This is a genomic window from Bacillus sp. FSL K6-2819, from assembly GCF_038008305.1.
Classification (GTDB): domain Bacteria; phylum Bacillota; class Bacilli; order Bacillales; family Bacillaceae; genus Bacillus; species Bacillus amyloliquefaciens.
Window position 1 is genome coordinate 1,600,859 of record NZ_JBBOYV010000001.1, and the last position, 26,251, is coordinate 1,627,109.

26 protein-coding genes are annotated in these 26,251 nt (G+C 46.9%); all 26 read left to right on the plus strand.

Translation table 11 applies throughout. The features are described 5' to 3' along the window. The first annotated feature begins 10 nt into the window (after positions 1-10). Positions 11-913, plus strand: a complete 903-nt coding sequence (gene sdaAA, locus MHH91_RS08430) for an L-serine ammonia-lyase, iron-sulfur-dependent, subunit alpha (RefSeq protein ID WP_013352227.1) — start codon at positions 11-13, stop codon at positions 911-913. After that, the gene (gene recG, locus MHH91_RS08435) at positions 891-2,939 is read left to right on the plus strand and encodes an ATP-dependent DNA helicase RecG (protein ID WP_014471825.1); all 2,049 of its coding nucleotides are present in this window, start codon (positions 891-893) and stop codon (positions 2,937-2,939) included. The genes sdaAA and recG overlap by 23 nt, the downstream gene beginning before the upstream one ends. A 106-nt stretch (positions 2,940-3,045) precedes the next feature. Further along, positions 3,046-3,612 (plus strand): transcription factor FapR, encoded by a 567-nt coding sequence (gene fapR / locus MHH91_RS08440; protein WP_013352229.1) that lies wholly within the window; start codon positions 3,046-3,048, stop codon positions 3,610-3,612. Between the two features lie 13 nt (positions 3,613-3,625). Continuing rightward, positions 3,626-4,624 (plus strand): phosphate acyltransferase PlsX, encoded by a 999-nt coding sequence (plsX, locus tag MHH91_RS08445; protein ID WP_013352230.1) that lies wholly within the window; start codon positions 3,626-3,628, stop codon positions 4,622-4,624. An 18-nt stretch (positions 4,625-4,642) separates the two neighbouring features. Next, positions 4,643-5,596 carry an ACP S-malonyltransferase gene (fabD, locus tag MHH91_RS08450; RefSeq protein ID WP_013352231.1) on the plus strand — a complete coding sequence of 318 codons (954 nt, stop codon included), beginning with the start codon at positions 4,643-4,645 and terminating at the stop codon, positions 5,594-5,596. Next, positions 5,589-6,329 carry a 3-oxoacyl-[acyl-carrier-protein] reductase gene (gene fabG / locus MHH91_RS08455; protein WP_013352232.1) on the plus strand — a complete coding sequence of 247 codons (741 nt, stop codon included), beginning with the start codon at positions 5,589-5,591 and terminating at the stop codon, positions 6,327-6,329. Before fabD ends, fabG begins: the two co-directional genes overlap by 8 nt. A gap of 84 nt (positions 6,330-6,413) precedes the next feature. Next, on the plus strand, positions 6,414-6,647 hold the full coding sequence (gene acpP / locus MHH91_RS08460) for an acyl carrier protein (RefSeq protein WP_003154310.1): 234 nt from the start codon (positions 6,414-6,416) through the stop codon (positions 6,645-6,647). Positions 6,648-6,785: 138 nt separating this feature from the next. Further along, positions 6,786-7,535, plus strand: a complete 750-nt coding sequence (rncS, locus tag MHH91_RS08465; protein WP_013352233.1) for a ribonuclease III — start codon at positions 6,786-6,788, stop codon at positions 7,533-7,535. A gap of 101 nt (positions 7,536-7,636) precedes the next feature. After that, positions 7,637-11,197: a chromosome segregation protein SMC gene (smc, locus tag MHH91_RS08470; RefSeq protein WP_014470405.1), complete on the plus strand. Its 3,561-nt coding sequence runs from the start codon at positions 7,637-7,639 to the stop codon at positions 11,195-11,197. Positions 11,198-11,216: 19 nt separating this feature from the next. Continuing rightward, positions 11,217-12,206, plus strand: a complete 990-nt coding sequence (gene ftsY / locus MHH91_RS08475; protein ID WP_013352235.1) for a signal recognition particle-docking protein FtsY — start codon at positions 11,217-11,219, stop codon at positions 12,204-12,206. Positions 12,207-12,394: 188 nt separating this feature from the next. Further along, on the plus strand, positions 12,395-12,727 hold the full coding sequence (locus MHH91_RS08480) for a putative DNA-binding protein (RefSeq protein WP_003154299.1): 333 nt from the start codon (positions 12,395-12,397) through the stop codon (positions 12,725-12,727). A gap of 13 nt (positions 12,728-12,740) precedes the next feature. Beyond that, a complete protein-coding gene (gene ffh / locus MHH91_RS08485; protein ID WP_013352236.1) occupies positions 12,741-14,081 on the plus strand; it encodes a signal recognition particle protein in 1,341 nt (446 codons plus the stop codon). Between the two features lie 105 nt (positions 14,082-14,186). Continuing rightward, complete coding sequence (gene rpsP / locus MHH91_RS08490) at positions 14,187-14,459, plus strand: 30S ribosomal protein S16 (protein WP_003154296.1); 273 nt, start codon at positions 14,187-14,189, stop codon at positions 14,457-14,459. Beyond that, positions 14,459-14,704, plus strand: a complete 246-nt coding sequence (locus tag MHH91_RS08495; RefSeq protein ID WP_007611392.1) for a KH domain-containing protein — start codon at positions 14,459-14,461, stop codon at positions 14,702-14,704. Before rpsP ends, MHH91_RS08495 begins: the two co-directional genes overlap by 1 nt. Positions 14,705-14,792: 88 nt before the next feature. Next, positions 14,793-15,179, plus strand: coding sequence for a YlqD family protein (locus tag MHH91_RS08500; RefSeq protein WP_013352237.1), 387 nt, complete (start codon positions 14,793-14,795; stop codon positions 15,177-15,179). Between the two features lie 4 nt (positions 15,180-15,183). After that, positions 15,184-15,708, plus strand: a complete 525-nt coding sequence (gene rimM, locus MHH91_RS08505; RefSeq protein ID WP_013352238.1) for a ribosome maturation factor RimM — start codon at positions 15,184-15,186, stop codon at positions 15,706-15,708. Then, positions 15,705-16,436, plus strand: a complete 732-nt coding sequence (trmD, locus tag MHH91_RS08510; RefSeq protein WP_013352239.1) for a tRNA (guanosine(37)-N1)-methyltransferase TrmD — start codon at positions 15,705-15,707, stop codon at positions 16,434-16,436. Before rimM ends, trmD begins: the two co-directional genes overlap by 4 nt. Positions 16,437-16,576: 140 nt before the next feature. After that, a complete protein-coding gene (rplS, locus tag MHH91_RS08515) occupies positions 16,577-16,924 on the plus strand; it encodes a 50S ribosomal protein L19 (protein WP_003154288.1) in 348 nt (115 codons plus the stop codon). Positions 16,925-17,066: 142 nt separating this feature from the next. Continuing rightward, positions 17,067-17,915 (plus strand): ribosome biogenesis GTPase YlqF, encoded by an 849-nt coding sequence (gene ylqF / locus MHH91_RS08520; protein ID WP_013352240.1) that lies wholly within the window; start codon positions 17,067-17,069, stop codon positions 17,913-17,915. Positions 17,916-17,987: 72 nt separating this feature from the next. Further along, complete coding sequence (locus MHH91_RS08525; protein ID WP_013352241.1) at positions 17,988-18,755, plus strand: ribonuclease HII; 768 nt, start codon at positions 17,988-17,990, stop codon at positions 18,753-18,755. 16 nt (positions 18,756-18,771) lie between these two features. Next, positions 18,772-20,475 (plus strand): hypothetical protein, encoded by a 1,704-nt coding sequence (locus MHH91_RS08530; protein WP_014470403.1) that lies wholly within the window; start codon positions 18,772-18,774, stop codon positions 20,473-20,475. Further along, positions 20,472-20,753 carry a FlhB-like flagellar biosynthesis protein gene (locus MHH91_RS08535; RefSeq protein ID WP_013352243.1) on the plus strand — a complete coding sequence of 94 codons (282 nt, stop codon included), beginning with the start codon at positions 20,472-20,474 and terminating at the stop codon, positions 20,751-20,753. The genes MHH91_RS08530 and MHH91_RS08535 overlap by 4 nt, the downstream gene beginning before the upstream one ends. A gap of 174 nt (positions 20,754-20,927) precedes the next feature. Next, on the plus strand, positions 20,928-22,085 hold the full coding sequence (gene sucC / locus MHH91_RS08540; protein WP_013352244.1) for an ADP-forming succinate--CoA ligase subunit beta: 1,158 nt from the start codon (positions 20,928-20,930) through the stop codon (positions 22,083-22,085). Positions 22,086-22,113: 28 nt separating this feature from the next. After that, entirely contained in the window at positions 22,114-23,016 is a 903-nt protein-coding gene (gene sucD, locus MHH91_RS08545; RefSeq protein WP_003154281.1) for a succinate--CoA ligase subunit alpha, read from the plus strand. Positions 23,017-23,081: 65 nt separating this feature from the next. Beyond that, positions 23,082-23,981 (plus strand): DNA-processing protein DprA, encoded by a 900-nt coding sequence (gene dprA / locus MHH91_RS08550; RefSeq protein ID WP_013352246.1) that lies wholly within the window; start codon positions 23,082-23,084, stop codon positions 23,979-23,981. A gap of 181 nt (positions 23,982-24,162) precedes the next feature. Then, positions 24,163-26,238 carry a type I DNA topoisomerase gene (topA, locus tag MHH91_RS08555; protein WP_014470402.1) on the plus strand — a complete coding sequence of 692 codons (2,076 nt, stop codon included), beginning with the start codon at positions 24,163-24,165 and terminating at the stop codon, positions 26,236-26,238. The last annotated feature ends 13 nt before the right edge of the window (positions 26,239-26,251 follow it).

The window sequence follows — 26,251 nt, forward strand, 5'->3', positions numbered from 1 at the left end:
GGAAAATGACATGTTTCGTAATGTAAAAGAATTAATAGAAATCACTCAAGAAAAACAGATTCCGATTTCAGAAGTAATGATCACTCAAGAGATGGAAGTGACGCAAAAAACACGGGAAGAAATCTTTCAAGGAATGGAGCGTAATCTCTCCGTCATGGAAGCTGCGGTTGAAAAAGGGCTGAAGGGTGTCACGAGCCAGACCGGTTTAACAGGCGGAGACGCCGTGAAACTTCAGGCATACATCCAATCGGGTAAAAGCCTGTCAGGCAATCTGATTTTAGACGCCGTTTCTAAAGCTGTGGCGACAAATGAAGTCAATGCGGCGATGGGAACGATCTGCGCCACGCCGACCGCCGGTTCTGCCGGGGTTGTGCCGGGAACGTTATTCGCCGTAAAGCATAAGCTGAACCCCACGACGGAACAAATGATCCGATTTCTGTTTACGGCCGGAGCGTTCGGTTTTGTCGTAGCAAATAATGCGAGTATTTCAGGAGCTGCCGGAGGCTGTCAGGCGGAAGTCGGATCAGCATCAGGTATGGCGGCCGCTGCGATTGTGGAAATGGCGGGCGGAACGCCTCAGCAATCAGCAGAAGCAATGGCGATTACGCTTAAAAATATGCTCGGTCTCGTATGTGATCCGGTCGCCGGCTTGGTAGAAGTGCCGTGTGTCAAACGAAACGCAATGGGAGCATCCAACGCAATGATCGCGGCAGATATGGCGCTGGCCGGAATTACAAGCCGAATTCCTTGCGATGAAGTAATTGACGCGATGTACAAAATCGGCCAGACGATGCCGACAGCATTGCGTGAAACGGGACAAGGCGGTTTAGCCGCGACACCGACGGGAAGAGAATTAGAGAAGAAAATTTTCGGAGGAGCGCTGAAATCAAGTGAAACACCATCAGCAAACTAGTATAGCGGAGATTAAGGGCATTGGGCCGGAAACAGAAAAAACATTGCAAGAATTGGGTATCTATGACATTTCTGATCTTCTGAATTATTTCCCTTACCGTTATGATGACTATGAGCTGAGGGATTTGGAAGAAGTTAAACATGAAGAAAGAGTTACAGTAGAAGGGAAGGTTCATTCAGAACCTTCTCTTACCTATTACGGCAAAAAACGAAACAGGCTGACATTCAGGGTGCTTGTCGGCAATTATTTAATTACCGCGGTCTGCTTTAACCGTCCGTACTTAAAAAAGAAACTGACGCTCGGTTCTGTCGTCACGATATCCGGGAAATGGGATAAACACAGGCAGACCGTTTCTGTGCAGGAATTAAAAAACGGGCCTCATCAAGAAGATAAAAGCATTGAGCCTGTTTATTCCGTTAAAGAAAACGTCACCGTTAAAATGATGAGGCGGTTTATTAAGGAAGCTTTGAAGCACCATTTGGACAATATTGCCGATCCGCTTCCTGAAAAATTGAGAATCAGTTACAAGCTGCCTGATTACAAACAAGCCCTGCAGACGATGCACCAGCCGGAAACGAGGGAATCGTTACAGCAGGCAAGACGCAGGTTTGTTTACGAAGAATTCTTATTATTTCAGCTGAAAATGCAGGCGTTCCGTAAAGCGGAAAGAGAACAGTCAAAAGGCATCAGCCATGTGTTTCCGGCTGAAAAGCTCGCCGCTTTTACAGCCAGCCTTCCGTTTTCGCTCACGAACGCACAGATGCGCGTGCTCCGTGAAATTACCGCTGATTTGACATCTCCTTACCGTATGAACCGTCTGCTGCAAGGCGATGTCGGGTCAGGGAAAACGGCCGTCGCCGCCATCGCTTTGTACGCTGCGATCCTGTCGGGGTATCAGGGGGCTTTAATGGTGCCGACTGAAATTCTGGCCGAACAGCATGCCGACTCTCTCGTATCGTTATTTGCAAATGAAGATGTGAACATCGCGCTTTTGACGAGTTCTGTTAAAGGAAAGCGGCGCAGAGAGCTTTTGGAGCGGCTTGCTCTCGGAGAAATTGATATTTTAGTAGGGACCCATGCTTTAATCCAGGATGAAGTGGAATTTAAAGCGCTGAGCCTTGTCATTACGGACGAGCAGCATCGGTTCGGGGTCGACCAGCGCAAAAAACTCAGGAATAAAGGCCAGGACCCGGATGTGCTGTTTATGACAGCCACCCCGATACCGAGAACATTAGCCATTACCGTCTTCGGAGAAATGGATGTTTCCGTTATAGATGAAATGCCCGCGGGACGAAAACAAATCGAAACGTATTGGGTGAAACACGACATGCTGGAGCGGATTTTGGCTTTTATTGAAAAAGAGCTGAAGCAGGGAAGGCAGGCCTATATTATCTGCCCGCTCATTGAAGAGTCGGATAAGCTGGATGTTCAGAATGCGATTGACGTATATAACATGCTGTCTGAGGTTTACCGCGGCAAATGGAATGTCGGTCTGATGCACGGGAAGCTCCATTCTGATGAAAAAGATCAGGTGATGAGAGAATTCAGCGCCAATCAATGTCAGGTTCTTGTGTCAACAACTGTCGTAGAAGTCGGGGTGAACGTGCCGAATGCGACGATTATGGTCATCTATGACGCCGACCGTTTCGGGCTGTCTCAGCTCCATCAGCTCCGCGGCCGGGTCGGACGGGGAGACCATCAGTCTTTCTGCATCTTGATGGCCGATCCGAAATCCGAAACCGGGAAAGAACGGATGAGAATCATGTCGGAGACAAACGACGGCTTTGAACTGTCTGAAAAGGACCTTGAGCTGCGCGGTCCCGGCGATTTCTTCGGGAAAAAACAGAGCGGTATGCCCGAGTTCAAGGTGGCGGATATGGTTCATGACTACAGAGCTTTGGAAACGGCCCGCCAGGATGCGGCCAATCTGGTGTCATCAGAGGCTTTTTGGAAAGATGACGAGTACCGCATGCTCCGCGCTCAACTGCTCTCAAGCGGTGTCTTAGAAGGGGAGAAATTAAGCTGATTCTGCAAAATTGGGCGGCTTTCAAAAAACAATCATTGCATTCCAATCTATGAAATTATATACTACTATTAGTACCTAGTCTTAATTGTCCGGATGGTGTTTACAGATGAGAAGAAGCAAGAAAGAACGCCAAAAATTATTGCAGCAGACGATCAAATCGACACCCTTCATCACAGATGAAGAATTAGCGGGGAATTTCGGCGTCAGCATTCAGACGATCCGCTTAGACCGCTTGGAGCTCTCAATACCGGAGCTGAGAGAAAGAATTAAAAACGTGGCAGAACAAACGCTTGATGATGAAGTGAAATCACTGTCGTTAGATGAAGTGATCGGTGAAATCATTGATCTGGAGCTTGACGGCCAGGCCATTTCTATATTAGAAGTAAGACGCGAACATGTTTTCAGCCGCAATCAAATTGCGCGGGGGCATCATTTGTTTGCGCAGGCGAACTCACTCGCCGTAGCCGTCATTGATGATGAGCTGGCGCTGACCGCAAGCGCAAATATCCGCTTTACAAGACAGGTGAAAGAAGGCGAGCGCGTCGTTGCGAAAGCCAAAGTGACGGCAGTCGAAAAAGAAAAAGGCAGAACGGTAGTTGAAGTCAACAGCTATGTGGGAGAAGAAGTCGTGTTCTCCGGCATCTTTGACATGTACCGTTCAAAACAATCATAAAGGTGGAGCATGCATGAGAATAGCTGTAGATGCAATGGGAGGAGACAACGCACCCAAAGCTGTTATTGACGGAGTAATGAAGAGTATTGAGGCTTTTGACGATATTCATATTACGCTGGTCGGTGACAAGACAACGATAGAATCACACTTGCCAACAACATCAGACCGCATCACCGTATTGCACGCCGATGAAGTGATTGAACCGACGGATGAACCGGTCCGCGCCGTACGCAGAAAGAAAAACTCTTCTATGGTGCTGATGGCGCAGGAAGTGGCTGAAAACAGAGCGGACGCCTGCATCTCAGCGGGGAATACGGGCGCTCTCATGACAGCGGGACTGTTTATCGTCGGCAGAATTAAAGGAATCGACCGGCCGGCTCTTGCGCCGACGCTTCCGACCGTATCAGGGGACGGTTTCCTTCTTTTGGACGTGGGAGCCAATGTCGATGCCAAACCGGAACACCTTGTCCAGTACGGAATTATGGGATCTGTATATGCACGGCAGGTTCTCGGAATCAGCTCGCCCCGCGTCGGCTTGTTAAATGTCGGCACAGAAGAAAAGAAAGGAAACGACCTGACAAAAAAGACGTTTGAATTATTAAAAGAAACAAACGTGAATTTTGTCGGAAACGTTGAGGCGAGAGACTTGCTGGAAGGCGCTGCTGACGTCATAGTCACAGACGGCTTTACGGGCAACGTCACTCTGAAAACATTGGAAGGTTCAGCGTTATCGATTTTCAAAATGCTGAAAGATACACTGACGTCAAGCTTTGTTTCTAAGCTGGCAGCGGGAGTGCTAAAGCCGAAGCTGATGGAAATGAAACTGAAAATGGACTATTCTGAGTACGGCGGAGCGAGTCTTTTCGGACTGAAAGCGCCTGTGATTAAAGCGCACGGCTCTTCTGACGCACGCGCTGTTTACCACGCGGTGCGCCAGGCGAGAGAAATGGTGAGCCAAAACGTGGCCGCATTTATAGAAGAAGAAGTAAAAGAAGAAAAAACAGATGAGTAGTCTGGAGGTTACCGCATCATGAGTAAGATTGCATTTTTATTTCCCGGACAGGGATCACAATATATCGGTATGGGAAAAGACCTGTACGAACGTGAAGAAGCGTCAAAACGTATTTTTGATGAAGCGGATGAAACGCTTGAAACAAAGCTGAGCTCGCTCATTTTTGAAGGTGACGCTGAGGAATTAACCCTTACATACAATGCGCAGCCTGCGCTGTTGACAACAAGCATTGCCGTATTGGAAAAGTTTAAAGAATCCGGCATCACACCGGATTTCACAGCCGGACACAGTCTCGGAGAATATTCGGCGCTTGTTGCGGCGGGAGCGATGACATTTAAAGATGCCGTTTACACGGTAAGAAAACGGGGAGAATTCATGAATGAAGCCGTGCCTGCGGGAGAAGGCGCAATGGCCGCTATTCTGGGGATGGATGCGGAGTCCTTGAAAAAGGTGACGGATCAAGTGACAGAAAACGGCCATCTCGTACAGCTTGCAAACCTGAACTGTCCCGGCCAGATCGTGATTTCCGGAACGGCAAAAGGCGTGGAGCTGGCTTCAGAAGAAGCGAAGAACAACGGCGCAAAACGGGCGATCCCATTAGAAGTAAGCGGACCGTTCCATTCTGAATTAATGAAGCCCGCGGCGCAAAAACTTGAAGACGTGCTCAGTGCCTGTGATGTAAAGAATGCGGCTGTTCCCGTTATTTCAAACGTTTCGGCTGACGTCATGACAGACAAAGACGATATCAAAAAGAAACTGATCGAACAGCTGTATTCACCTGTACGCTTTGAAGAAACGATTAACAAACTGATTGACGAAGGCGTCACGACGTTTGTTGAAATTGGGCCCGGCAAAGTGCTTTCAGGCCTTGTGAAAAAAGTGAACCGCCGCCTTAAAACAATCGCGGTTTCTGACCAAGAAACCATTGAACTGGCGATTCAAACGCTGAAGGAGGAGAATCAGGATGCTTAATGAAAAAACAGCAGTGGTAACAGGAGCGTCCCGCGGAATCGGGCGGGCGATCGCGCTTGATCTTGCGAAAAACGGCTGCAACGTAGTAGTCAACTATTCCGGAAATGAAGCGAAAGCGAACGAAGTCGTAGATGAGATCAAATCTATGGGCCGAAACGCGATCGCGGTAAAAGCTGATGTATCAAATTCCGAAGAAGTACAAAACATGATGAAAGAGGCTGTCGCTGAATTTTCTTCAATCGACATTCTCGTCAACAATGCGGGGATTACAAAAGACAATCTTCTCATGAGAATGAAAGAAAATGAATGGGATGACGTCATCAACATTAACCTGAAAGGTGTTTTCAACTGCACGAAAGCCGTGACAAGACAGATGATGAAACAGCGCTCCGGCCGGATTATCAACGTATCATCAATCGTCGGCGTCAGCGGAAACCCCGGTCAGGCGAACTATGTGGCGGCCAAAGCCGGTGTGATCGGCTTGACAAAATCATCAGCCAAAGAGCTTGCAAGCCGCAATATTACGGTCAATGCGATTGCTCCGGGCTTTATTTCCACGGATATGACGGACAAGCTTTCTAAAGAAGTCCAAGATGAAATGCTGAAGCAGATTCCGCTCGCGCGTTTCGGGGAACCTTCCGATATCAGCAGCGTTGTCACGTTCCTTGCTTCTGAAGGATCGCGTTATATGACGGGCCAAACCCTTCATATTGACGGCGGAATGGTGATGTAAAGATTTGTTTTTAAAATTTCATCCTAGTTTCTCTAGTTTTTTAAAAACGAATCCACTATAATACTTGAGGGGAGGTGAATTGCTATGGCAGATACATTAGAGCGTGTAACGAAAATCATCGTAGACCGCCTTGGCGTTGATGAAGCTGACGTCAAACTTGAAGCTTCTTTCAAGGAAGACTTAGGTGCTGATTCCCTAGATGTAGTTGAGCTTGTTATGGAACTTGAAGACGAGTTTGATATGGAGATTTCTGACGAAGATGCTGAAAAGATTGCAACAGTCGGCGACGCTGTGAACTACATACAAAACCAGCAATAAGCTGATGCTAAAAGTCCCGCCTGACAGCGGGGCTTTAGCCCTTTAATCGTGCGGTTACCGGCGTCTGACGCTGTACGCGCTGCCGATTCCGTTTACGGCGGGGAGCGCGGTGAACCTGATGTGCCTATGGAGGTTACTATGTCAAAACACTCACATTTTAAAGATAAAAAAAAGTTCTATAAAAAAATAGAGCAGTTTAAAGAGTTCCAAGAACGGATTTCGGTTCATTTTCAAAACGAGAAACTTTTGTATCAAGCATTTACACATTCATCTTATGTGAATGAGCATCGGAAAAAGCCGTATGAAGACAATGAAAGGCTTGAATTTTTAGGTGACGCTGTTTTGGAACTGACGATCTCCCAATTCTTATTTGCCAAATATCCGGCCATGAGTGAAGGAGATTTGACGAAGCTGAGAGCCGCTATCGTATGCGAGCCGTCACTCGTCTCCCTTGCCCACGAATTGTCATTCGGCGATCTTGTTCTCTTGGGTAAAGGAGAAGAAATGACGGGCGGCAGAAAGCGTCCTGCGCTTTTAGCGGATGTGTTTGAAGCGTTTATCGGCGCACTGTATCTGGATCAGGGCCTTGAGCCGGTTCAGCAATTCCTGAAAGTGTACGTGTTCCCTAAAATAAACGATGGTGCTTTTTCTCATGTGATGGATTTCAAAAGCCAGCTTCAAGAATTTGTACAGCGGGACGGGAAAGGATCGCTTGAGTACAAAATTCTCAATGAAAAAGGGCCCGCCCACAACCGGGAATTCGAGGCGCTTGTCTCTCTTAAAGGTGAGGCGCTCGGTATCGGGAACGGACGTTCCAAAAAAGAAGCCGAGCAGCATGCGGCACAGGAAGCTCTTGCAAAATTGCAAAAACACCATACGAAACAATAAAATCCCCCTGTACCCCTAGGGGGATTTCAATATGTATGCGCCTGATATAAGCGGTTGATTATGATAATATTGAGATACTTATACGATAAGGAGGATCTGGGATGTTCCTCAAACGTTTAGACGTTATAGGATTTAAATCATTTGCAGAACGGATATCCGTTGACTTTGTAAAAGGCGTCACGGCCGTTGTCGGGCCAAACGGCAGCGGAAAAAGCAACATCACCGAAGCCATCCGCTGGGTGCTCGGCGAACAATCAGCCCGCTCGCTTCGGGGCGGAAAAATGGAAGATATCATTTTTGCAGGAAGTGACTCACGCAAGCGGCTGAATCTTGCCGAAGTCACTTTAACACTTGATAATGAAGATCATTTTCTCCCGATCGATTATCACGAAGTCAGCGTGACGAGACGGGTATACCGTTCCGGAGAAAGTGAATTTCTCATCAACAATCAGCAGTGCCGCCTGAAAGACATCATTGACTTATTCATGGACTCCGGGCTCGGAAAAGAAGCGTTTTCCATTATCAGCCAGGGGAAAGTCGAAGAGATTCTCAGCAGCAAAGCGGAAGACCGCCGCAGTATTTTTGAAGAAGCGGCCGGCGTGCTGAAATATAAAACAAGAAAGAAAAAAGCGGAAAACAAGCTGTTTGAGACGCAGGATAACTTAAACAGGGTGGAAGATATTCTCCACGAGCTTGAAGATCAGGTCGAACCGCTTAAAATCCAGGCATCAATCGCCAAAGACTACTTAGAAAAAAAGAAAGAGCTTGAGCATGTCGAAATCGCCCTTACCGCTTTTGATATCGAAGAACTGCATGGCAGATGGTCGGGTTTAAAAGAAAAGGTGCAGGCGGCAAAAGAAGAAGAATTGGCGGAATCATCGGCGATATCTGCTAAAGAAGCGATGATAGAAGAGACGAGAGATAAAATTCACGCGCTTGATGAATCCGTCAACGAGCTGCAGCAGGTTCTGCTCGTGACCAGTGAAGAGCTTGAAAAGCTGGAAGGCCGGAAAGAAGTGCTCAAAGAGCGCAAAAAAAACGCCGCGCAAAACCGGGAACAGCTTGAGGAATCCGTTACACATTACACGAACAAAGAAGCCGAACTGAAAGCGGACATCGAAAAACAGTCTGCCGTCTTTGATAAGCTGCGTGCGGAAGTGAAACGGTTAGATGCTCAGGTGAAAGAAAAGCAGCAGGCTCTCAGTCTGCATAATGAAAACGTAGAAGAGAAAATCGAACAATTAAAAAGCGATTACTTTGAATTGTTAAACAGCCAGGCGTCGATCCGCAACGAGCTGCAGCTTTTAGATGACCAGATGTCCCAATCTGCCGTTCAGCAGGCGAGACTGACCGCAAACAATGAAAAATATCTTCAGGAACGAAATGATATTTCCGTCCGCAAAGCGGCGTGCGAAGAAGAATTGGCCGCCGTTGAAGCGGACATTCACAATCAGGTCGGCCGCTACCGCGAAGTCCAGACCGCATATGAACAGAAAAAACGCCAGTATGAAAAGAAAGAATCAGCGCTGTATCAAGCGTATCAATTTGTACAGCAGGCCAGATCCAAAAAAGATATGCTTGAAACGATGCAGGGCGATTTTTCAGGGTTTTACCAAGGTGTAAAAGAAGTGCTGAAACAGAAAGAGCAGCTTGGCGGCATCCGCGGCGCCGTTCTCGAACTGATTTCCACCGAACAAAAATATGAAACGGCGATCGAAATTGCACTCGGCGCAGCGGCGCAGCACGTTGTCACAGACGATGAGCAGGCGGCGCGGAAAGCGATTCAATATTTAAAACAGAATTCCTTCGGCCGCGCGACGTTCCTGCCGCTTACGGTCATGAAGCCGCGCCAGCTCCAAACCCGTGATGAACAGACGGCTTCGAAGCATCCTTCTTTTCTCGGCACAGCGAGCGGGCTTGTCACGTATGATGCGGCATATCGAAATGTCATTCAAAACCTTCTCGGCACCGTGCTGATCACTGAAGATTTAAAAGGCGCGAATGAACTGGCCAAGCTTCTCGGTCACCGCTACCGCATCGTGACGCTTGAGGGCGATGTCGTTAATCCGGGCGGATCAATGACGGGCGGCGCAGTCAAAAAGAAAAACAATTCTCTGCTCGGCAGAAGCCGGGAGCTTGAGACGGTAACTGCGCGGCTTGCTGAAATGGAAGAAAAAACAGCTCTGCTTGAAAAAGAGGTCAAAACACTGAAACAGGCTATTCAAGAGCTTGAACATACGCTGAGCAGTCTCCGGGAAGACGGTGAAGCTTTCAGAACAAAGCAGCAGGATGTAAAAGGCAGGCTGTATGAACTCGAAGTCGCTGAAAAGAACATCAATACCCACCTGGAGCTTTACGATCAGGAGAAAGCATCACTAACGGAAAGCAGCCGGGACAAAGAGACGCGTAAATCAGCGCTGGAAGAACAGCTGAGTGAGGCATCAGGCCAGCTGAAAGAACTTGAGGAAGAGATGGACAGGCTGACAAAACAAAAGCAGACCCTATCCTCAACAAAAGAAACGCTCTCTCATGAACTGACAGAATGTAAAATTGCCGCAGCGAAAAAAGAACAGGCGTGCTCGAGTGAAGAAGACAATCTCAAGAGGCTGAGAAAAGAGCTTGAAGAAACGCAGCTCGCTCTGAAAGAAACACGGGAAGATTTAAGCCTGCTGACCTCAGAGATGACGTCCAGCACAAGCGGCGAGGAGCAGCTTGAAGAAGCGGCTCAACACAAGCTTCACGATAAAACGAGAACGATCGAATTGATTGCCAGCCGGCGCGACCAGCGCGTAAAGCTCCAGCGGGCTCTTGATACGAATGAGCTTGAGCTGAAAGAGATGAAGCGGCTGTACAAGCAAAAAACAGAAATTCTGAAAGATGAAGAGGTAAAACTCGGCCGGATGGAAGTTGAGCTTGATAATCTGCTGCAATATTTACGCGAGGAGTACAGCTTATCTTTTGAAGGGGCAAAAGAAAAATATCAGCTCGAAATCGAGCCTGAAGAGGCGAGAAAACGGGTCAAACTGATCAAACTTTCAATTGAAGAGCTTGGCGCGGTCAATCTCGGCAGCATCGATGAATTTGAAAGAGTGAACGAACGGTATCAGTTTTTAACAGAGCAGAAAAATGATCTGACGGAAGCGAAAAATACACTGTTTCAAGTCATTGAAGAAATGGATTCTGAAATGTCGAAGCGATTCCATGAAACGTTTATACAGATCCGTTCGCAATTCAACGACGTGTTCCGTTCCCTGTTCGGAGGAGGACGAGCTGAATTGAAGCTGACCGAACCGAATGACCTTCTCAACTCCGGCGTGGACATTATCGCGCAGCCTCCGGGCAAAAAACTGCAAAACTTAAATCTTTTGTCAGGGGGAGAACGGGCGCTGACGGCCATTGCCCTTTTATTCTCCATTTTGAAAGTAAGGCCAGTGCCGTTCTGCGTGCTTGATGAAGTGGAAGCTGCGCTTGATGAAGCCAATGTATTCAGGTTTGCGCAATACTTAAAAAAATACAGCGGCGACAGCCAGTTTATCGTCATCACCCACAGAAAAGGCACCATGGAGGAAGCGGATGTCCTTTACGGTGTTACAATGCAGGAATCCGGCGTTTCCCGAATGGTGTCGGTCAAACTGGAAGAAACAAAAGAATTCGTTCAGTAACGAGGAAAGAGGTTGAAAGATGAGCTTTTTTAAAAAATTAAAAGAGAAAATCACGAAACAGACAGACTCCGTCTCTGAAAAATTTAAAGATGGCCTTGAAAAAACAAGAAATTCCTTCTCAAATAGAGTGAACGAACTCGTCTCCCGCTACCGAAAAGTCGACGAAGATTTCTTCGAAGAGCTTGAGGAAGTCCTGATTGGCGCTGACGTCGGTTTTACAACGGTCATGGAGCTGATTGACGAGCTCAAAAAAGAAGTGAAGCTGAAAAACATCCAGGACCCTCAGGAAGTGCAGTCCGTCATTTCTGAAAAACTCGTCGAAATTTATAACAGCGGCAACGAAGAGATTTCTGAATTGAATATTCAGGACGGGCGCTTAAACGTTATTCTGCTTGTCGGCGTAAACGGCGTCGGAAAAACGACAACGATCGGAAAACTTGCCCATAAGCTGAAGAATGAAGGTAAATCCGTTGTGCTTGCTGCCGGAGACACCTTCAGAGCCGGAGCGATTGAACAGCTTGAAGTGTGGGGAGAGCGTACAGGCGTGCCTGTCATTAAGCAGGCTGCCGGAAGCGACCCTGCGGCGGTTATTTACGATGCCGTACACGCGGCTAAAGCAAGAGGCGCGGATGTGCTGATTTGTGATACGGCCGGCCGCCTTCAGAATAAAGTAAACTTAATGAAAGAGCTTGAAAAGGTCAAACGCGTCATCGAACGCGAAGTGCCTGAGGCTCCGCATGAGGTTCTGCTCGCGCTCGACGCGACGACTGGCCAGAACGCGATGGCGCAGGCGAAAGAATTCTCCAAAGCGACGAATGTGACGGGTATCGCGTTAACGAAGCTTGACGGCACCGCAAAAGGCGGAATTGTTTTGGCGATCCGCAATGAGCTTCATATTCCCGTGAAACTGGTCGGCCTCGGAGAAAAGGTTGACGATCTGCAGCGGTTTGATGCAGAATCTTACGTATACGGTCTCTTTTCGGATTTAGTTGAAAAAGCGGAAGAATAGACAGTCTGTTTCAGCCGGGCGCAAAAAAGCGCTCCGGCTGTTCGCTTATAAAAGCGGCGGAAAACACCAGCAAACTGACAGGGCGAATACCTGCATTCATTGACAAGATAAAAACTTGACAGACGCTCTGAAACCATGTAAACTATGTTTTTGTAAAGGGATTTGACTTAACAAAGGGGAGAGCTCAAATGTCGCTCGAAAAAACGACGAGAATGAACTATTTGTTTGACTTCTATCAGTCGTTGCTGACGTCAAAACAAAAGAGCTATATGTCGCTTTATTATCTGGACGATTTCTCCCTTGGTGAAATAGCCGAAGAGTATGACGTTTCAAGGCAAGCCGTTTATGATAACATCAAACGGACAGAAGCGATGCTTGAACAATATGAAGAAAAACTGCTCCTTTTTAAAAAGTTTCAGGAGCGTAAAGAAATGTTTACAAAGCTGAAAGAGCTTGCTTCCGGCTTGCAGGAAGAAGAAAAAATGACGGCTCTGATTGAAGCGCTTGAGAAATTAGATTAGGAGGCGGCAAACAATGGCATTTGAAGGATTAGCCGACCGACTGCAAAAGACGATTTCAAAAATCCGCGGAAAAGGAAAAGTCAGCGAACAAGACGTAAAAGAGATGATGCGTGAAGTTCGTCTTGCGCTTCTTGAGGCTGACGTTAACTTTAAAGTCGTAAAGGATTTTGTGAAAAAAGTAAGTGAACGGGCTGTCGGACAGGACGTCATGAAGAGTCTGACACCCGGCCAGCAGGTTATTAAAGTCGTAAAAGAAGAGCTTACCGAGCTGATGGGCGGCGAAGAAAGCAAAATTGCCGTCGCCAAACGCCCGCCGACCGTTATTATGATGGTCGGGCTCCAAGGTGCCGGTAAAACGACAACCACGGGGAAGCTTGCCAACCTGCTGCGCAAAAAACATAACCGCAAACCGCTGCTCGTGGCTGCGGATATTTACCGCCCCGCTGCGATTAAGCAGCTGGAAACACTGGGGAAACAGCTTGATATGCCGGTCTTTTCTCTTGGCGATCAGGTCAGCCCGGTGGAAATCGCCAGACAGGCGATTGAAAAAGCGAAGGAAGAGCATCATGATTACGTGATTTTAGATACCGCCGGACGGCTGCACATCGATCACGAACTGATGGATGAGCTCTCCGGCGTAAAAGAAGTCGCAAATCCTGAGGAAATTTTCCTTGTCGTCGACTCGATGACCGGTCAGGATGCGGTAAACGTCGCCAAAAGCTTTAATGACCAGCTCGGTTTAACGGGTGTTGTTTTAACAAAGCTTGACGGGGATACCCGCGGAGGTGCGGCGCTTTCTATCCGCGCAGTCACTGAAACGCCGATTAAATTCGCCGGAATGGGAGAAAAACTCGACGCTTTAGAAGCGTTCCATCCTGAGCGGATGGCATCCCGGATTCTCGGAATGGGTGACGTGTTAACCTTGATTGAAAAAGCTCAGGCGACTGTTGATGAAGACAAAGCCAAAGAGCTTGAGCAGAAAATGAGAACGATGAGCTTCACATTGGATGATTTTCTGGAGCAGCTCGGTCAGGTCCGAAACATGGGGCCTCTTGACGAACTGCTGCAAATGATGCCCGGCGCAGGCAAAATGAAAGGCTTAAAAAACATCCAAGTGGATGAAAAACAGCTGAATCATGTGGAAGCGATCATCAAATCAATGACTGTTCTTGAAAAAGAACAGCCGGATATCATCAACGCCAGCCGGCGGAAGCGGATCGCTAAAGGAAGCGGAACATCCGTTCAGGAAGTCAACCGTCTTTTAAAGCAGTTCGAGGAAATGAAAAAAATGATGAAGCAGATGACAAACATGTCAAAAGGGAAGAAAAAAGGCTTTAAATTACCTTTTATGTAATCGGTTATACATGATAAAACCGTTGTTAAGAAAAAACACTTTACAAACACTTTTATCATTGTTAATATACTATCTTGTTGAAATATTTTCGGAGGTGCTAGTAAAATGGCAGTAAAAATTCGTTTAAAACGTATGGGAGCAAAAAAATCTCCTTTCTATCGTATTGTTGTAGCAGATTCTCGTTCACCGCGTGACGGCCGTTTCATCGAAACAGTCGGCACATACAACCCGGTTGCAAAGCCGGCTGAAGTGAAAATCAACGAAGAGCTTGCTCTTAAATGGCTGCAAACAGGAGCTAAACCTTCTGATACAGTCCGCAACTTGTTCTCAAGCCAAGGAATTATGGAAAAATTCCACAACGCTAAACAAGGCAAGTAATGACTGATCAGAACTTGGAAGATTTGATTGTCAGCATTGTGGCTCCGCTTGTCGACCATCCGGAAGACATAACGGTCACAAAAGAAGAGACCGATCAAAAGATTGCGCTGCGCTTATCTGTCAATAAGTCAGATACCGGTAAAATTATCGGAAAGCAAGGCCGGACTGCAAGAGCGATTCGAACCGTCGTTTTTGCAGCTGGCGCACAGTCTTCTAAGAAAGTTCAATTTGAAATATTTGACTGAAAGGGAGAGGGCCGGCACCTCCCCTTTTTTTACACGTAAAAAAAGCAAATGAACAGAAATATGTTGGAAGAGTGGGGAGTCTGGTGCTATGCAGATTATTCACAGGGTAACCGTTATGCAGGTTCTGACCGAGCAAAGTAAAGAAAAGCTTTTGGCCTCTTTTGCAGAAAAAAAGCAAACGCTTGAACGAGAATGCAGCCAGCTCTATTTTCAGCTTAGAAAACATGAAAAAGATCAGCAGAATCCCGATGTGGCGGAATCTTTTAAAAAAGCCATTGAAAAGAGACAAGACAAAATCAAAATGATCGATTTCCAAATAAGCCAGACACACTCGCTCCCGCTCGGAAGCGAAGTGAAGGAAAAGGAGATCGATGCGCTGCTTTCAATTGACGTCGGTGATAACTGGCATGAAAAAACAGCGGCAAATACCATCGTCATAAAAGACGGGGTAGTGATTGAAATTCGCCCGAGGTGATAATATGACAAACAGATGGTTTAATGTAGGCAAAATTGTAAATACCCACGGCATTAAAGGCGAAGTGCGGGTTATTTCTAAAACGGACTTTGCCGAAGAACGGTACAAGCCCGGCAATACGCTCTATTTGTTTGCGGAAGGAGCCGCGGAGCCTGTTAAAGTAACGGTCAACACCCACAGGCTTCACAAACAGTTTCATCTGCTGCAATTCAAAGAAATGCCGAGCCTCAATGAAGTCGAGCACCTAAGAAACATGATCATCAAAGTCCCTGAAGAAGACTTGGGAGAGCTTGAAGAAGACGAATTTTATTTTCATGAAATCATCGGCTGCGAAGTTGTATCAGAGGACGGGGAACTGATCGGCACAGTAAAGGAAATCTTGACGCCCGGAGCTAATGACGTATGGGTAGTTGCGAGAAAAGGAAAAAAAGATGCGCTCATTCCGTATATTGCTTCTGTGGTAAAGGATATTAATATAAATGAGAAGAAAATTATGATTCATGTAATGGAAGGGTTAATAGACGAATGAAAATCGACTTTTTAACACTGTTTCCCGAAATGTTTCAAGGGGTGCTCGGCTCATCCATCCTGCAAAAAGCACAGGAAAAAGAGGCGGTTCGTTTTGACGTCATCAATTTCCGCGCTTTTTCGGATAATAAACACCAAACGGTTGATGATTACCCGTACGGCGGGGGAGCCGGGATGGTGTTAAAGCCGCAGCCCGTATTTGATGCCGTTGAAAAGCTGACAGCCGATACGGACGCCAAACCGCGCATTATTCTCGTCTGCCCGCAGGGTGAACGTTTTACTCAGAAGAAAGCCGAGGAGCTGGCGGAAGAGGAACATTTGATGTTTATCTGCGGACATTACGAAGGGTATGATGAACGGATCCGGGAACACCTTGTCACTGATGAAATCTCCATCGGGGATTTTGTGCTGACCGGGGGAGAGCTCCCCGCGATGATGATTGCCGACAGCGTTGTCAGGCTTTTGCCGGGCGTCCTGGGAAAAGAAGCATCTCACATGGAGGATTCCTTCAGCACGGGGCTTTTAGAGCATCCGCATTATACAAGGCCGGCAGATTATAAAGGCTTAAAAGTGCCTGAGACCCTTCTGTCCGGAAACCATGCCAAAATAAACGAATGGCGCAATAAAGAATCAATCAGAAGAACCTTTTTAAGACGTCCGGATCTTCTTGAAAACTATCCTCTTACTGATGAGCAAAGAAAATGGATTTCCGAGTGGGAAAACGAATAGATTCTATTGCGCGGGCAGTGAAGATATGATAAGATACTACTTGTGGCTTAAGAGGGCTTATCCTTCAAAAGCTTGAAAACGATGTTCCGCTGTGCCTTGCAGTTGTGGCTAAGAGCATCTGTTGGAAGGAGTTGAAAACGATGCAAAAACTAATTCAAGATATCACAAAAGAACAGCTTCGCACTGATCTTCCTGCGTTCCGTCCTGGTGACACTTTACGTGTACACGTAAAAGTTGTTGAGGGTAACCGTGAGCGTATCCAGATCTTTGAAGGTGTTGTGATCAAGCGTCGTGGTGGTGGAATCAGCGAAACGTTCACAGTTCGTAAGATTTCTTACGGTGTTGGCGTTGAACGTACATTCCCTGTACACACACCAAAAATCGCGAAAATCGAAGTTGTACGTTACGGTAAAGTACGTCGCGCTAAGCTTTACTACCTGCGTGAACTTCGCGGAAAAGCGGCTCGTATTAAAGAAATCAGACGATAATGATAACGAACGAAAAGAGCTTGTTACCCGTAACAGGCTCTTTTTTTATATGAAATTTGTAAAAGCAGAACAAGCAACGTAAAATACATAAGAGATCACCGGAACATACGGTTCCGGCAAATAAGGCAGGTGTCTAAGTCACATGACCATTCAATGGTTCCCGGGCCATATGGCTAAAGCGAGACGGGAAGTAACAGAGAAACTGAAATTAATTGATATCGTATACGAATTGGTGGATGCAAGAATACCGATGTCATCGAGAAATCCGATGATTGAGGAGATTTTAAAAGATAAGCCGCGCATTATGCTTTTAAACAAAGCCGATAAGGCGGATGCGGCTGTGACTGCCCAGTGGAAGGACCATTTTCAGGAACAGGGCATTCCCTCTCTTTCAATAAACTCCGTTAACGGGCAGGGACTGCATCAAATCGTCCCGTCCTCGAAAGAGCTTCTGAAAGATAAGTTCGATAAAATGAAAGCAAAAGGCATAAGGCCAAGAGCCATCCGCGCATTAATCATCGGTATTCCGAACGTAGGGAAATCTACGCTCATCAACCGGCTGGCCAAAAAAAACATTGCCAAGACGGGAGACAGGCCCGGCATTACCACTTCACAGCAGTGGGTAAAGGTAGGCAAGGAATTAGAGCTGCTCGATACACCGGGAATTTTATGGCCTAAATTTGAAGATGAGCTTGTTGGCTTGCGCCTGGCGATCACCGGGGCGATTAAAGATACTATTATCAACCTGCAGGATGTGGCCGTCTTCGGACTGCGCTTTCTGGAAGAGCATTATCCTGACCGCTTAAAGGAGCGCTACGGACTTCAGGAAATCCCTGAAGACATTGCCGCCCTATTTGACGCGATCGGTGAAAAACGCGGCTGTTTGATGGGCGGCGGGCTGGTTGACTATGATAAAACCACAGAAGTCATCATTCGGGACATCCGGACGGAAAAATTCGGCAGGCTTTCGTTTGAAACACCATCAGAATAAAGACGCGCAGCGATGCGGGTCTTTATTTTTTCCGCAGAATACCGATATACATAATGTAAGGGAGAAGAGAACGTGAATACATTAACCGTAAAAAGCGTAAAAGAACGCCTGCAAGAGGTCAGGGACGAAAGCGACCCTTTCCTTGCCCAATGTGAAAAAGATCCGAGAAAAAGCGTACAGACGCTTTTAGAGCAATGGCTGAAAAAGCATGCGAAGGAAAAAGCTCTTAAAGAGCAGTGGCTGAACATGACGGCATACGAAAGACTGTCATACAAAAAGGGCTTCCGCCTGATTGCTGGTGTTGACGAAGCGGGAAGAGGGCCGCTTGCCGGACCGGTTGTCGCCGGCGCTGTCATTTTGCCGGCACAGTGCGAAATTCTCGGTCTCACGGACTCGAAGAAATTATCGGAAAAGAAGCTCGAGGAGTATTACACCCGGATCACGGAAGAAGCGGCGGCTATAGGAGTCGGCATTGTCCATGCGGATGTTATTGACCGAATCAACATTTATGAGGCGGCAAGACTGGCGATGGTAAAAGCGGTCAATGCTTTAGCGGAAACACCAGATTATCTGCTTGCAGATGCCATGACGCTTCCGCTTGACATTCCGCAGTCATCTGTCATAAAAGGGGATGCCAAAAGCGTATCAATTGCCGCCGGAGCCTGCATAGCAAAAGTAACGCGGGATCGTCTCATGGCTGAATACGCCAAAACCTATCCCATGTACGGCTTTGAAAAAAATAAAGGCTACGGAACGAAAGAACATCTTGAAGCTCTTCAGGCATACGGACCGACAAATATTCACCGAAAAACGTTCGCTCCCGTTCAATCTTATTGTTAGAAAAGAGGCGTAAGACATGAACATAAGCGGCGAAATCCAAGCGGCTTTCAGACAGCTGATAACAGAAACCTCTCCGGAAAGGCAAGACGGCAGCAAAGACAGCGGTACCCAAAGGCTGCTGTTAGGGAAGGTTCTCCGCTTGTTGGATGATCAAAGCGCCCTTATCCAAATCGGCGGCCGGACGATGCAGGGAAAGCTTGAAACTGCCCTCCGGCCGCAGGCGTATTACTGGTTTTCTTATGAAAAGCAGCCGGCTGAAAAAACGGGCCGGCTTCATGTCGTTGACCAATTCGAAGGAAGCCCGAAAACCGTTCAAGAAGCGGCGGGAAGACTGCTGAACGCCCTTTCCGTCAAACCGGGACCGGTGTCTCAGCATATTGCCGAAACGTTTATGCATCAGAAACTGCCGATGACGGAAAACAGCCTCAAAGCCTGTATCCGCTGGGCTGAATCGCTCCCGGCAGCCGAATTGAAAAAAGCGGCAGAAACTATTGTATTTGCACTTAAACGGGAACTGCCCGCGCATCCGGAAGTCTTGTCAGCCATTCATGCCGTCAAATACCCGTTTCCGACCCGCCGCCTTCTATCAGGACTGCTTCAGGCAATCAATCAGGCTCCGCAATCGGCAAAAGAGCTGTCTGTGCTTAAAGAGGCGGTTTCTGACGTGTTAGACGCGGAAACAGATCTTCATGCAGAACGTCTCTTGAAGAAGCTTGCTTCGGCCGCGCGCATGCCGATTTCAGAAACCGGGCTGACAGAAGAAGGAGAAGGGACAGAATTAAAACAATCACCATTTGTCCGAGTGACTCGTGAAAACGGAAAGACAGCCCCGAGCCAGCCTTCTCTTCCGAATGCCAGGACGGATACGGAACTGCCTGAAAAAGAGGCAAAACAGATTATCGAAAAATTAATGGCATCAGCCGAAAAGAATGAAAACCGCCCCGTAAAAGAAACGGCGGACATCATCAAGGCTTTTATTTCGCAAGAAAAAACATCCAAAACAGCACCTGTTCTTCAAAAAGCACAACTGACAGAACAGGAGACGGCTGTTTTCGAAAAAGCTGTCCAGCTTACCGAACTGAAATATACGGAAAAACATGATGTATTAAGCCTTTTGCAGAGAATCAAAAAAGGGCTGGGCACCCGTGATGAATTATCATTCATTACAGCGCTTGAAAAGGGAATGTCTCCGCAGCCGGAGAAACAAGCGCTGAAAACGGCCCTCCAGGCTGTCCGGACGCTTCAAGAAGCACCCCAAGCCGTTAAACAAGAGGCAGAACCGCTTATTCATAAATTAAACGGCCAACTGTTTATTGAGCAGCATAACCCTTCTTTTACGCAGATGGTGCTGTCATTTCCATTGGGAGCGTCCGCATATGAGAATGATATTACAGTTCTTTTTAAAGGACGGAAGAAGCCGGACGGAAAACTCGATCCGTCACATTGCAGGCTCCTGTTTTTACTGCATCTTGAAACGCTGCAAGAAACCGTCGTGGACTGTATGATTCAGCAAAATGTAATGACCATTACAGTTGAGACCGATTTTGAACTTCAGGCGGCCATCGACCCTCTCGTGCCGGCTTTGAAAGAAGCCGTAAAAGAAACGGGCTTCAGCCTGTCAGGCATCACGGCAAAAAAACGGCGTCCGAAAGACCAGAGCGCTCTTGTGGATGAGTTTATGGAAAAAGACGGCGGACGAAAAGTGGATGTGAAAGTATGAAAGAGCAGACTCGGTTAAGAAGAGCTGTCGCCCTGCATTACGACCGGCAGAAAGATCAAGCCCCGAAGGTTATCGCAACAGGCAGGGGGCATGTGGCGGAAAATATCATAAAAGAAGCTGAGAAGGCGGGGGTCCCGATTCAGGAAGACAGGACCCTTGTCGAATTAATGCGGCATTTGACGGTCGACGATCAGATACCGGAAGCGCTTTATGAAACCGTCGCTGAAATTTTTTCATTTGTTTACCGGCTGGATGAAAGCCTGAAAAACGAAAAATAAGGATCAATCATTTCCCAGACTCCGTTTAAATTTATATTTTCAATAAAATAAAAGTTAGAATGTTTGGAAGGATATAAAGATTTTGTTTTGAACCCTAGACAATTCTTCCAGTATTATATAGAATGAAAGCGCAGTCTATTTTTAGTTTTGCTACATAAGTTAGGAGGATGGGAAATGAATATCCATGAGTACCAGGGAAAAGAAGTCCTCAGAAAATACGGGGTGTCTGTTCCTGAAGGTAAAGTGGCTTTTACAGCAGAGGAAGCAGTTGAAAAAGCAGAGAGCCTGTCAAGCTCGGTTTATGTCGTAAAGGCGCAAATCCATGCTGGCGGCCGCGGCAAAGCTGGTGGGGTAAAGATTGCAAAAACAACGGATGAAGTGAAGGAGTATGCCGAAGAACTGTTAGGCAAGACGCTCGTCACACATCAAACGGGTCCGGACGGACAAGTAATAAAACGCTTACTTATTGAAGAAGGCTGCGATATTAAAAAGGAATACTACGTCGGGCTTGTACTTGACCGCGCCACTTCAAGAATCGTTTTAATGGCGTCTGAAGAAGGCGGAACGGAAATTGAAGAAGTAGCGGAAAAAACACCTGAAAAAATTAAAAAAGCGGTTATTGATCCGGCTGTAGGCCTTCAGGGCTATCAAGCGAGGGAGATTGCATTCGCAATTAACATCCCGAAAGAGCTTGTCGGCAAAGCCGCTAAATTTATGCTCGGACTATATAAAGCATTTGTTGAGAAGGACTGCTCCATCGCCGAGATCAACCCTCTCGTCGTCACGGGAGACGGAAACGTCATGGCGCTTGATGCTAAGCTGAACTTCGACAGTAATGCGTTATACAGACAAAAAGACATTATGGAATACAGAGATTTAGATGAAGAAGATCCGAAAGAAATCGAAGCCTCAAAATACGATTTAAGCTACATTTCCCTTGATGGAAATATCGGCTGTATGGTAAACGGCGCGGGTCTTGCAATGTCTACAATGGATATCATTAAACACTACGGCGGAGAACCTGCAAACTTCCTGGATGTCGGGGGCGGCGCAACCGCTGAAAAAGTTACGGAAGCTTTTAAAATCATTCTTTCCGATCAAAACGTAAAAGGAATTTTCGTTAATATTTTCGGCGGCATCATGAAGTGTGATGTCATTGCCGAAGGCGTTGTTGAAGCGACGAGACAAGTCGGATTGACATTGCCGCTGGTCGTGCGCCTTGAAGGGACAAACGTAGATTTAGGAAAGAAAATCCTGAATGAATCAGGCTTAAATATCACATCTGCGGAATCAATGGCAGACGGCGCGCAGAAAATCGTATCCTTAGTTTAGGAAAGAATGAAAGGCAGGGGACCAGATAATGAGTGTTTTTATCAATAAAGATACAAGAGTTATTGTACAGGGGATTACAGGTTCTACCGCTTTATTTCATACAAAGCAGATGCTGGAATACGGCACGAATATCGTTGGCGGTGTAACACCTGGAAAAGGCGGAACTGAAGCGGAAGGCGTGCCGGTATTCAATACGGTCGCAGAAGCGGTTCACACAACGGGCGCTGATGCGTCAGTCATTTATGTGCCGGCTCCGTTTGCGGCAGACGCAATTATGGAAGCGGTTGACGCGGAAATTGATCTTGTCATTTGTATCACTGAGCACATTCCGGTTTTGGACATGGTGAAAGTGAAACGCTTTATGGAAGGCAAGAAAACGAGATTAATAGGGCCGAACTGCCCGGGTGTTATTACGCCTGAAGAATGTAAGATCGGCATTATGCCGGGATACATTCATAAGAAGGGGCATGTAGGCGTTGTATCCCGTTCAGGAACATTGACATACGAGGCTGTCCATCAGCTTTCAGAAGCCGGCGTAGGCCAATCTACCGCTGTAGGTATCGGCGGCGACCCGGTCAACGGCACGAACTTTATTGACGTGTTAAAAGCATTCAATGAAGATCCTGAAACACACGCCGTCATCATGATCGGAGAAATCGGCGGCACAGCTGAAGAGGAAGCGGCTGAGTGGGTGAAAGCGAACATGACAAAGCCTGTTGTCGGCTTTATCGGCGGTAAAACTGCCCCTCCTGGAAAACGCATGGGCCATGCGGGCGCCATCATCTCCGGAGGAAAAGGCACGGCAGAAGAAAAAGTCAAAACGATGAACGCCTGCGGGATTGAAGTGGCGGAAACCCCTTCTGTAATGGGTGAAACACTGATTAAGGTGTTGAAAGAAAAAGGCTTATTTGAAACGTGCAAAACTCACTGATCAAAGCAGGGGCAGCCGTAACGGCTGTTCCTGTTTTTGCTGTACAAAAGAGGAGGTTGCCAGATTTGGATCAAGCGTCGCGCTGTTTAATGGTCTGCAGTATCAATCAAATCATTTCCCCGTCTCTTCTATTAAAATGGTGGAAAGCTGATCACTCTCTGTCTTTTTTACGAGATCCGCATCCATTAACTGTTTTGTCAGAAGGGAAAACAGCTCCGAAAGCAATTTTTCGAGAAATAGAGCGCAAGGAACCGGAACTTGATAAAGTTCTGTCCGATTACCGCCGAGAAGGCAGTACTGTCATCCCGATTTCATCAAGCCGCTATCCTTCATGGCTTAAAACAATTTATGATCCGCCGGCTGTCTTGTTTGCAAAAGGGCATACGTCACTTCTTGAAAAAGGCAGAAAAATAGGGATTGTAGGAACGCGGAAACCGACGGAAGACGGAATAAAAGCGGTTGGGCATCTTACCGCTGAACTCTCAAAAAAAGGCTGGGTCATAGTAAGCGGGCTGGCATCCGGCATAGACGGATTGTCTCATAAGGCGAGCATCAGGGCAAAAGGGCTTACGATCGGCGTAATAGCCGGCGGATTCCATCATATCTATCCCCGGGAAAATCTCCTGTTAGCAGAATATATGGCTGAACATCATCTCCTACTCTCAGAACATCCTCCTGAAACAAAGCCGAAAAAGTGGCATTTTCCGATGAGAAACCGCATAATCAGCGGATTAAGTGAAGGAATTGTAGTTGTGCAGGGAAAAGAAAAAAGCGGTTCATTAATCACGGCTTATCAAGCCCTTGATCAAGGGAGAGAGGTATTTGCCGTTCCCGGTTCCATTTTTAATCCATATTCCGGAGGACCTATAAAACTCATTCAAGAAGGGGCGAAAGCGGTATTATGCGCAGAGGATATTGACGGAGAGCTGACCGCCCGAGGCGTTCAGTATACGGAACCCTTTTGAAATATCGTTTGACAAACGGTATTGTAATATTTAATAATAGTGAGGATTTAAAGTTGCACATTATTTTCATGTATAAAATGACGTTCATCATAAAGAATGAAATGTTGAAAGCCATAAAAAGGCAGCTCTAAAATGAATTGATACTTGAAAAGAGAGAGAACACCTCTTGAGGGGGATGAAAATGTCTGATTATCTAGTCATCGTGGAATCGCCGGCAAAGGCGAAAACGATTGAACGTTATTTAGGGAAAAAATATAAAGTCAAAGCTTCAATGGGACATGTCCGGGATCTTCCAAAAAGTCAAATGGGAGTTGACATCGAACAGAACTTTGAACCGAAATATATTACGATCCGCGGGAAAGGCCCTGTTTTAAAAGAATTAAAAACAGCGGCCAAGAAAGCAAAAAAAGTCTATCTCGCGGCCGACCCCGACAGAGAAGGGGAAGCGATTGCATGGCATCTCGCGCACAGCCTTGATCTGGATCTAAGCTCGGACTGCCGGGTCGTCTTTAATGAAATAACAAAAGACGCCATTAAAGAATCATTTAAACATCCGCGCATGATCAATATGGATCTTGTCGATGCGCAGCAGGCGCGCCGCATATTAGACAGACTCGTCGGATACAAAATCAGTCCGATTCTTTGGAAAAAAGTAAAAAAAGGCCTCAGTGCGGGCCGTGTGCAATCCGTTGCGCTCCGGCTGATCATCGACCGGGAAAAGGAAATCAACGACTTTAAACCTGAAGAGTACTGGACGATTACCGGCTCATTTTTAAAAGGAAAAGAGACGTTTGAAGCCGGCTTTTTCGGAAAAAACGGCAAAAAGCTTCCTTTAAAAAGCGAAGAAGACGTGAAAGCTGTTCTTGCTGAGCTGAAAGGCAATAAGTATACGGTAGACAAGGTTACGAAAAAAGAACGTAAACGAAATCCCGCTCTGCCGTTTACAACGTCCACCCTGCAGCAGGAGGCTGCAAGGAAACTGAATTTCAGAGCGAAGAAAACGATGATGATCGCTCAGCAGTTATATGAAGGAATTGATCTCGGCAAAGAAGGAACAGTCGGGCTCATCACGTATATGAGAACGGACTCAACGCGGATTTCCAACACAGCCGTTGAAGAAGCGTCAGCTTTTATTGATCAGGCATACGGAAAAGAGTACTTAGCGGGAAAACGGAAAGCGGCAAAGAAAAATGAAAACGCACAAGATGCCCACGAAGCGATCCGTCCGACTTCAGTACTCAGAAAACCTGCCGAGTTAAAAGCGGTGCTTGGAAGAGACCAGCTCAGATTATACAAGCTGATTTGGGAGCGCTTTGTTGCAAGTCAGATGGCGCCAGCCGTTCTGGATACGATGAGTGTTGATCTCAGCAATAACGGATTGACATTCCGGGCAAACGGCAGTAAAGTCAAATTCGCCGGCTTCATGAAAGTCTATGTAGAGGGTAAAGACGATCAGCTGGAAGAAAAAGACCGCATGCTTCCGGACCTTAAAGAGGGAGACACGGTTTTATCCAAAGATATTGAGCCTGAGCAGCACTTTACTCAGCCGCCTCCGCGTTACACAGAGGCGCGCTTGGTTAAAACCCTTGAAGAACTGGGTATCGGCCGTCCTTCAACGTATGCGCCGACTCTTGACACCATCCAGCGCCGCGGTTACGTGGCACTAGACAATAAACGGTTTGTGCCGACTGAGCTAGGGCAGATCGTGCTGGATCTGATCATGGAGTTTTTCCCGGAAATCATAAACGTTGAATTCACGGCAAAAATGGAAAGAGATCTTGACCATGTTGAAGACGGCGAGACAGAATGGGTTCAAATCATTGACAGCTTCTATACCGACTTTGAAAAGCGCGTGAAAAAAGCGGAAGCCGAAATGAAAGAAGTGGAAATTGAACCTGAATACGCGGATGAAGATTGTGAGTTATGCGGCTCCCGGATGGTTTACAAAATGGGCCGGTACGGGAAATTCATGGCGTGCTCCAACTTCCCTGACTGCCGGAATACCAAGCCGATAGTCAAACAAATCGGCGTTAAATGTCCTAAATGCCATGAAGGAAACATTGTCGAACGAAAATCAAAAAAGAAACGCGTTTTTTACGGCTGTGACCGTTATCCAGAATGCGACTTCGTATCTTGGGACAAACCGATTGAACGAAAATGCCCGAAATGTGAAAATATGCTCGTAGAGAAAAAGCTTAAAAAAGGCATACAAGTCCAATGCGTCGAATGCGATTATAAGGAAGAACCACAGAAGTAGCGGTGAGCAGAGC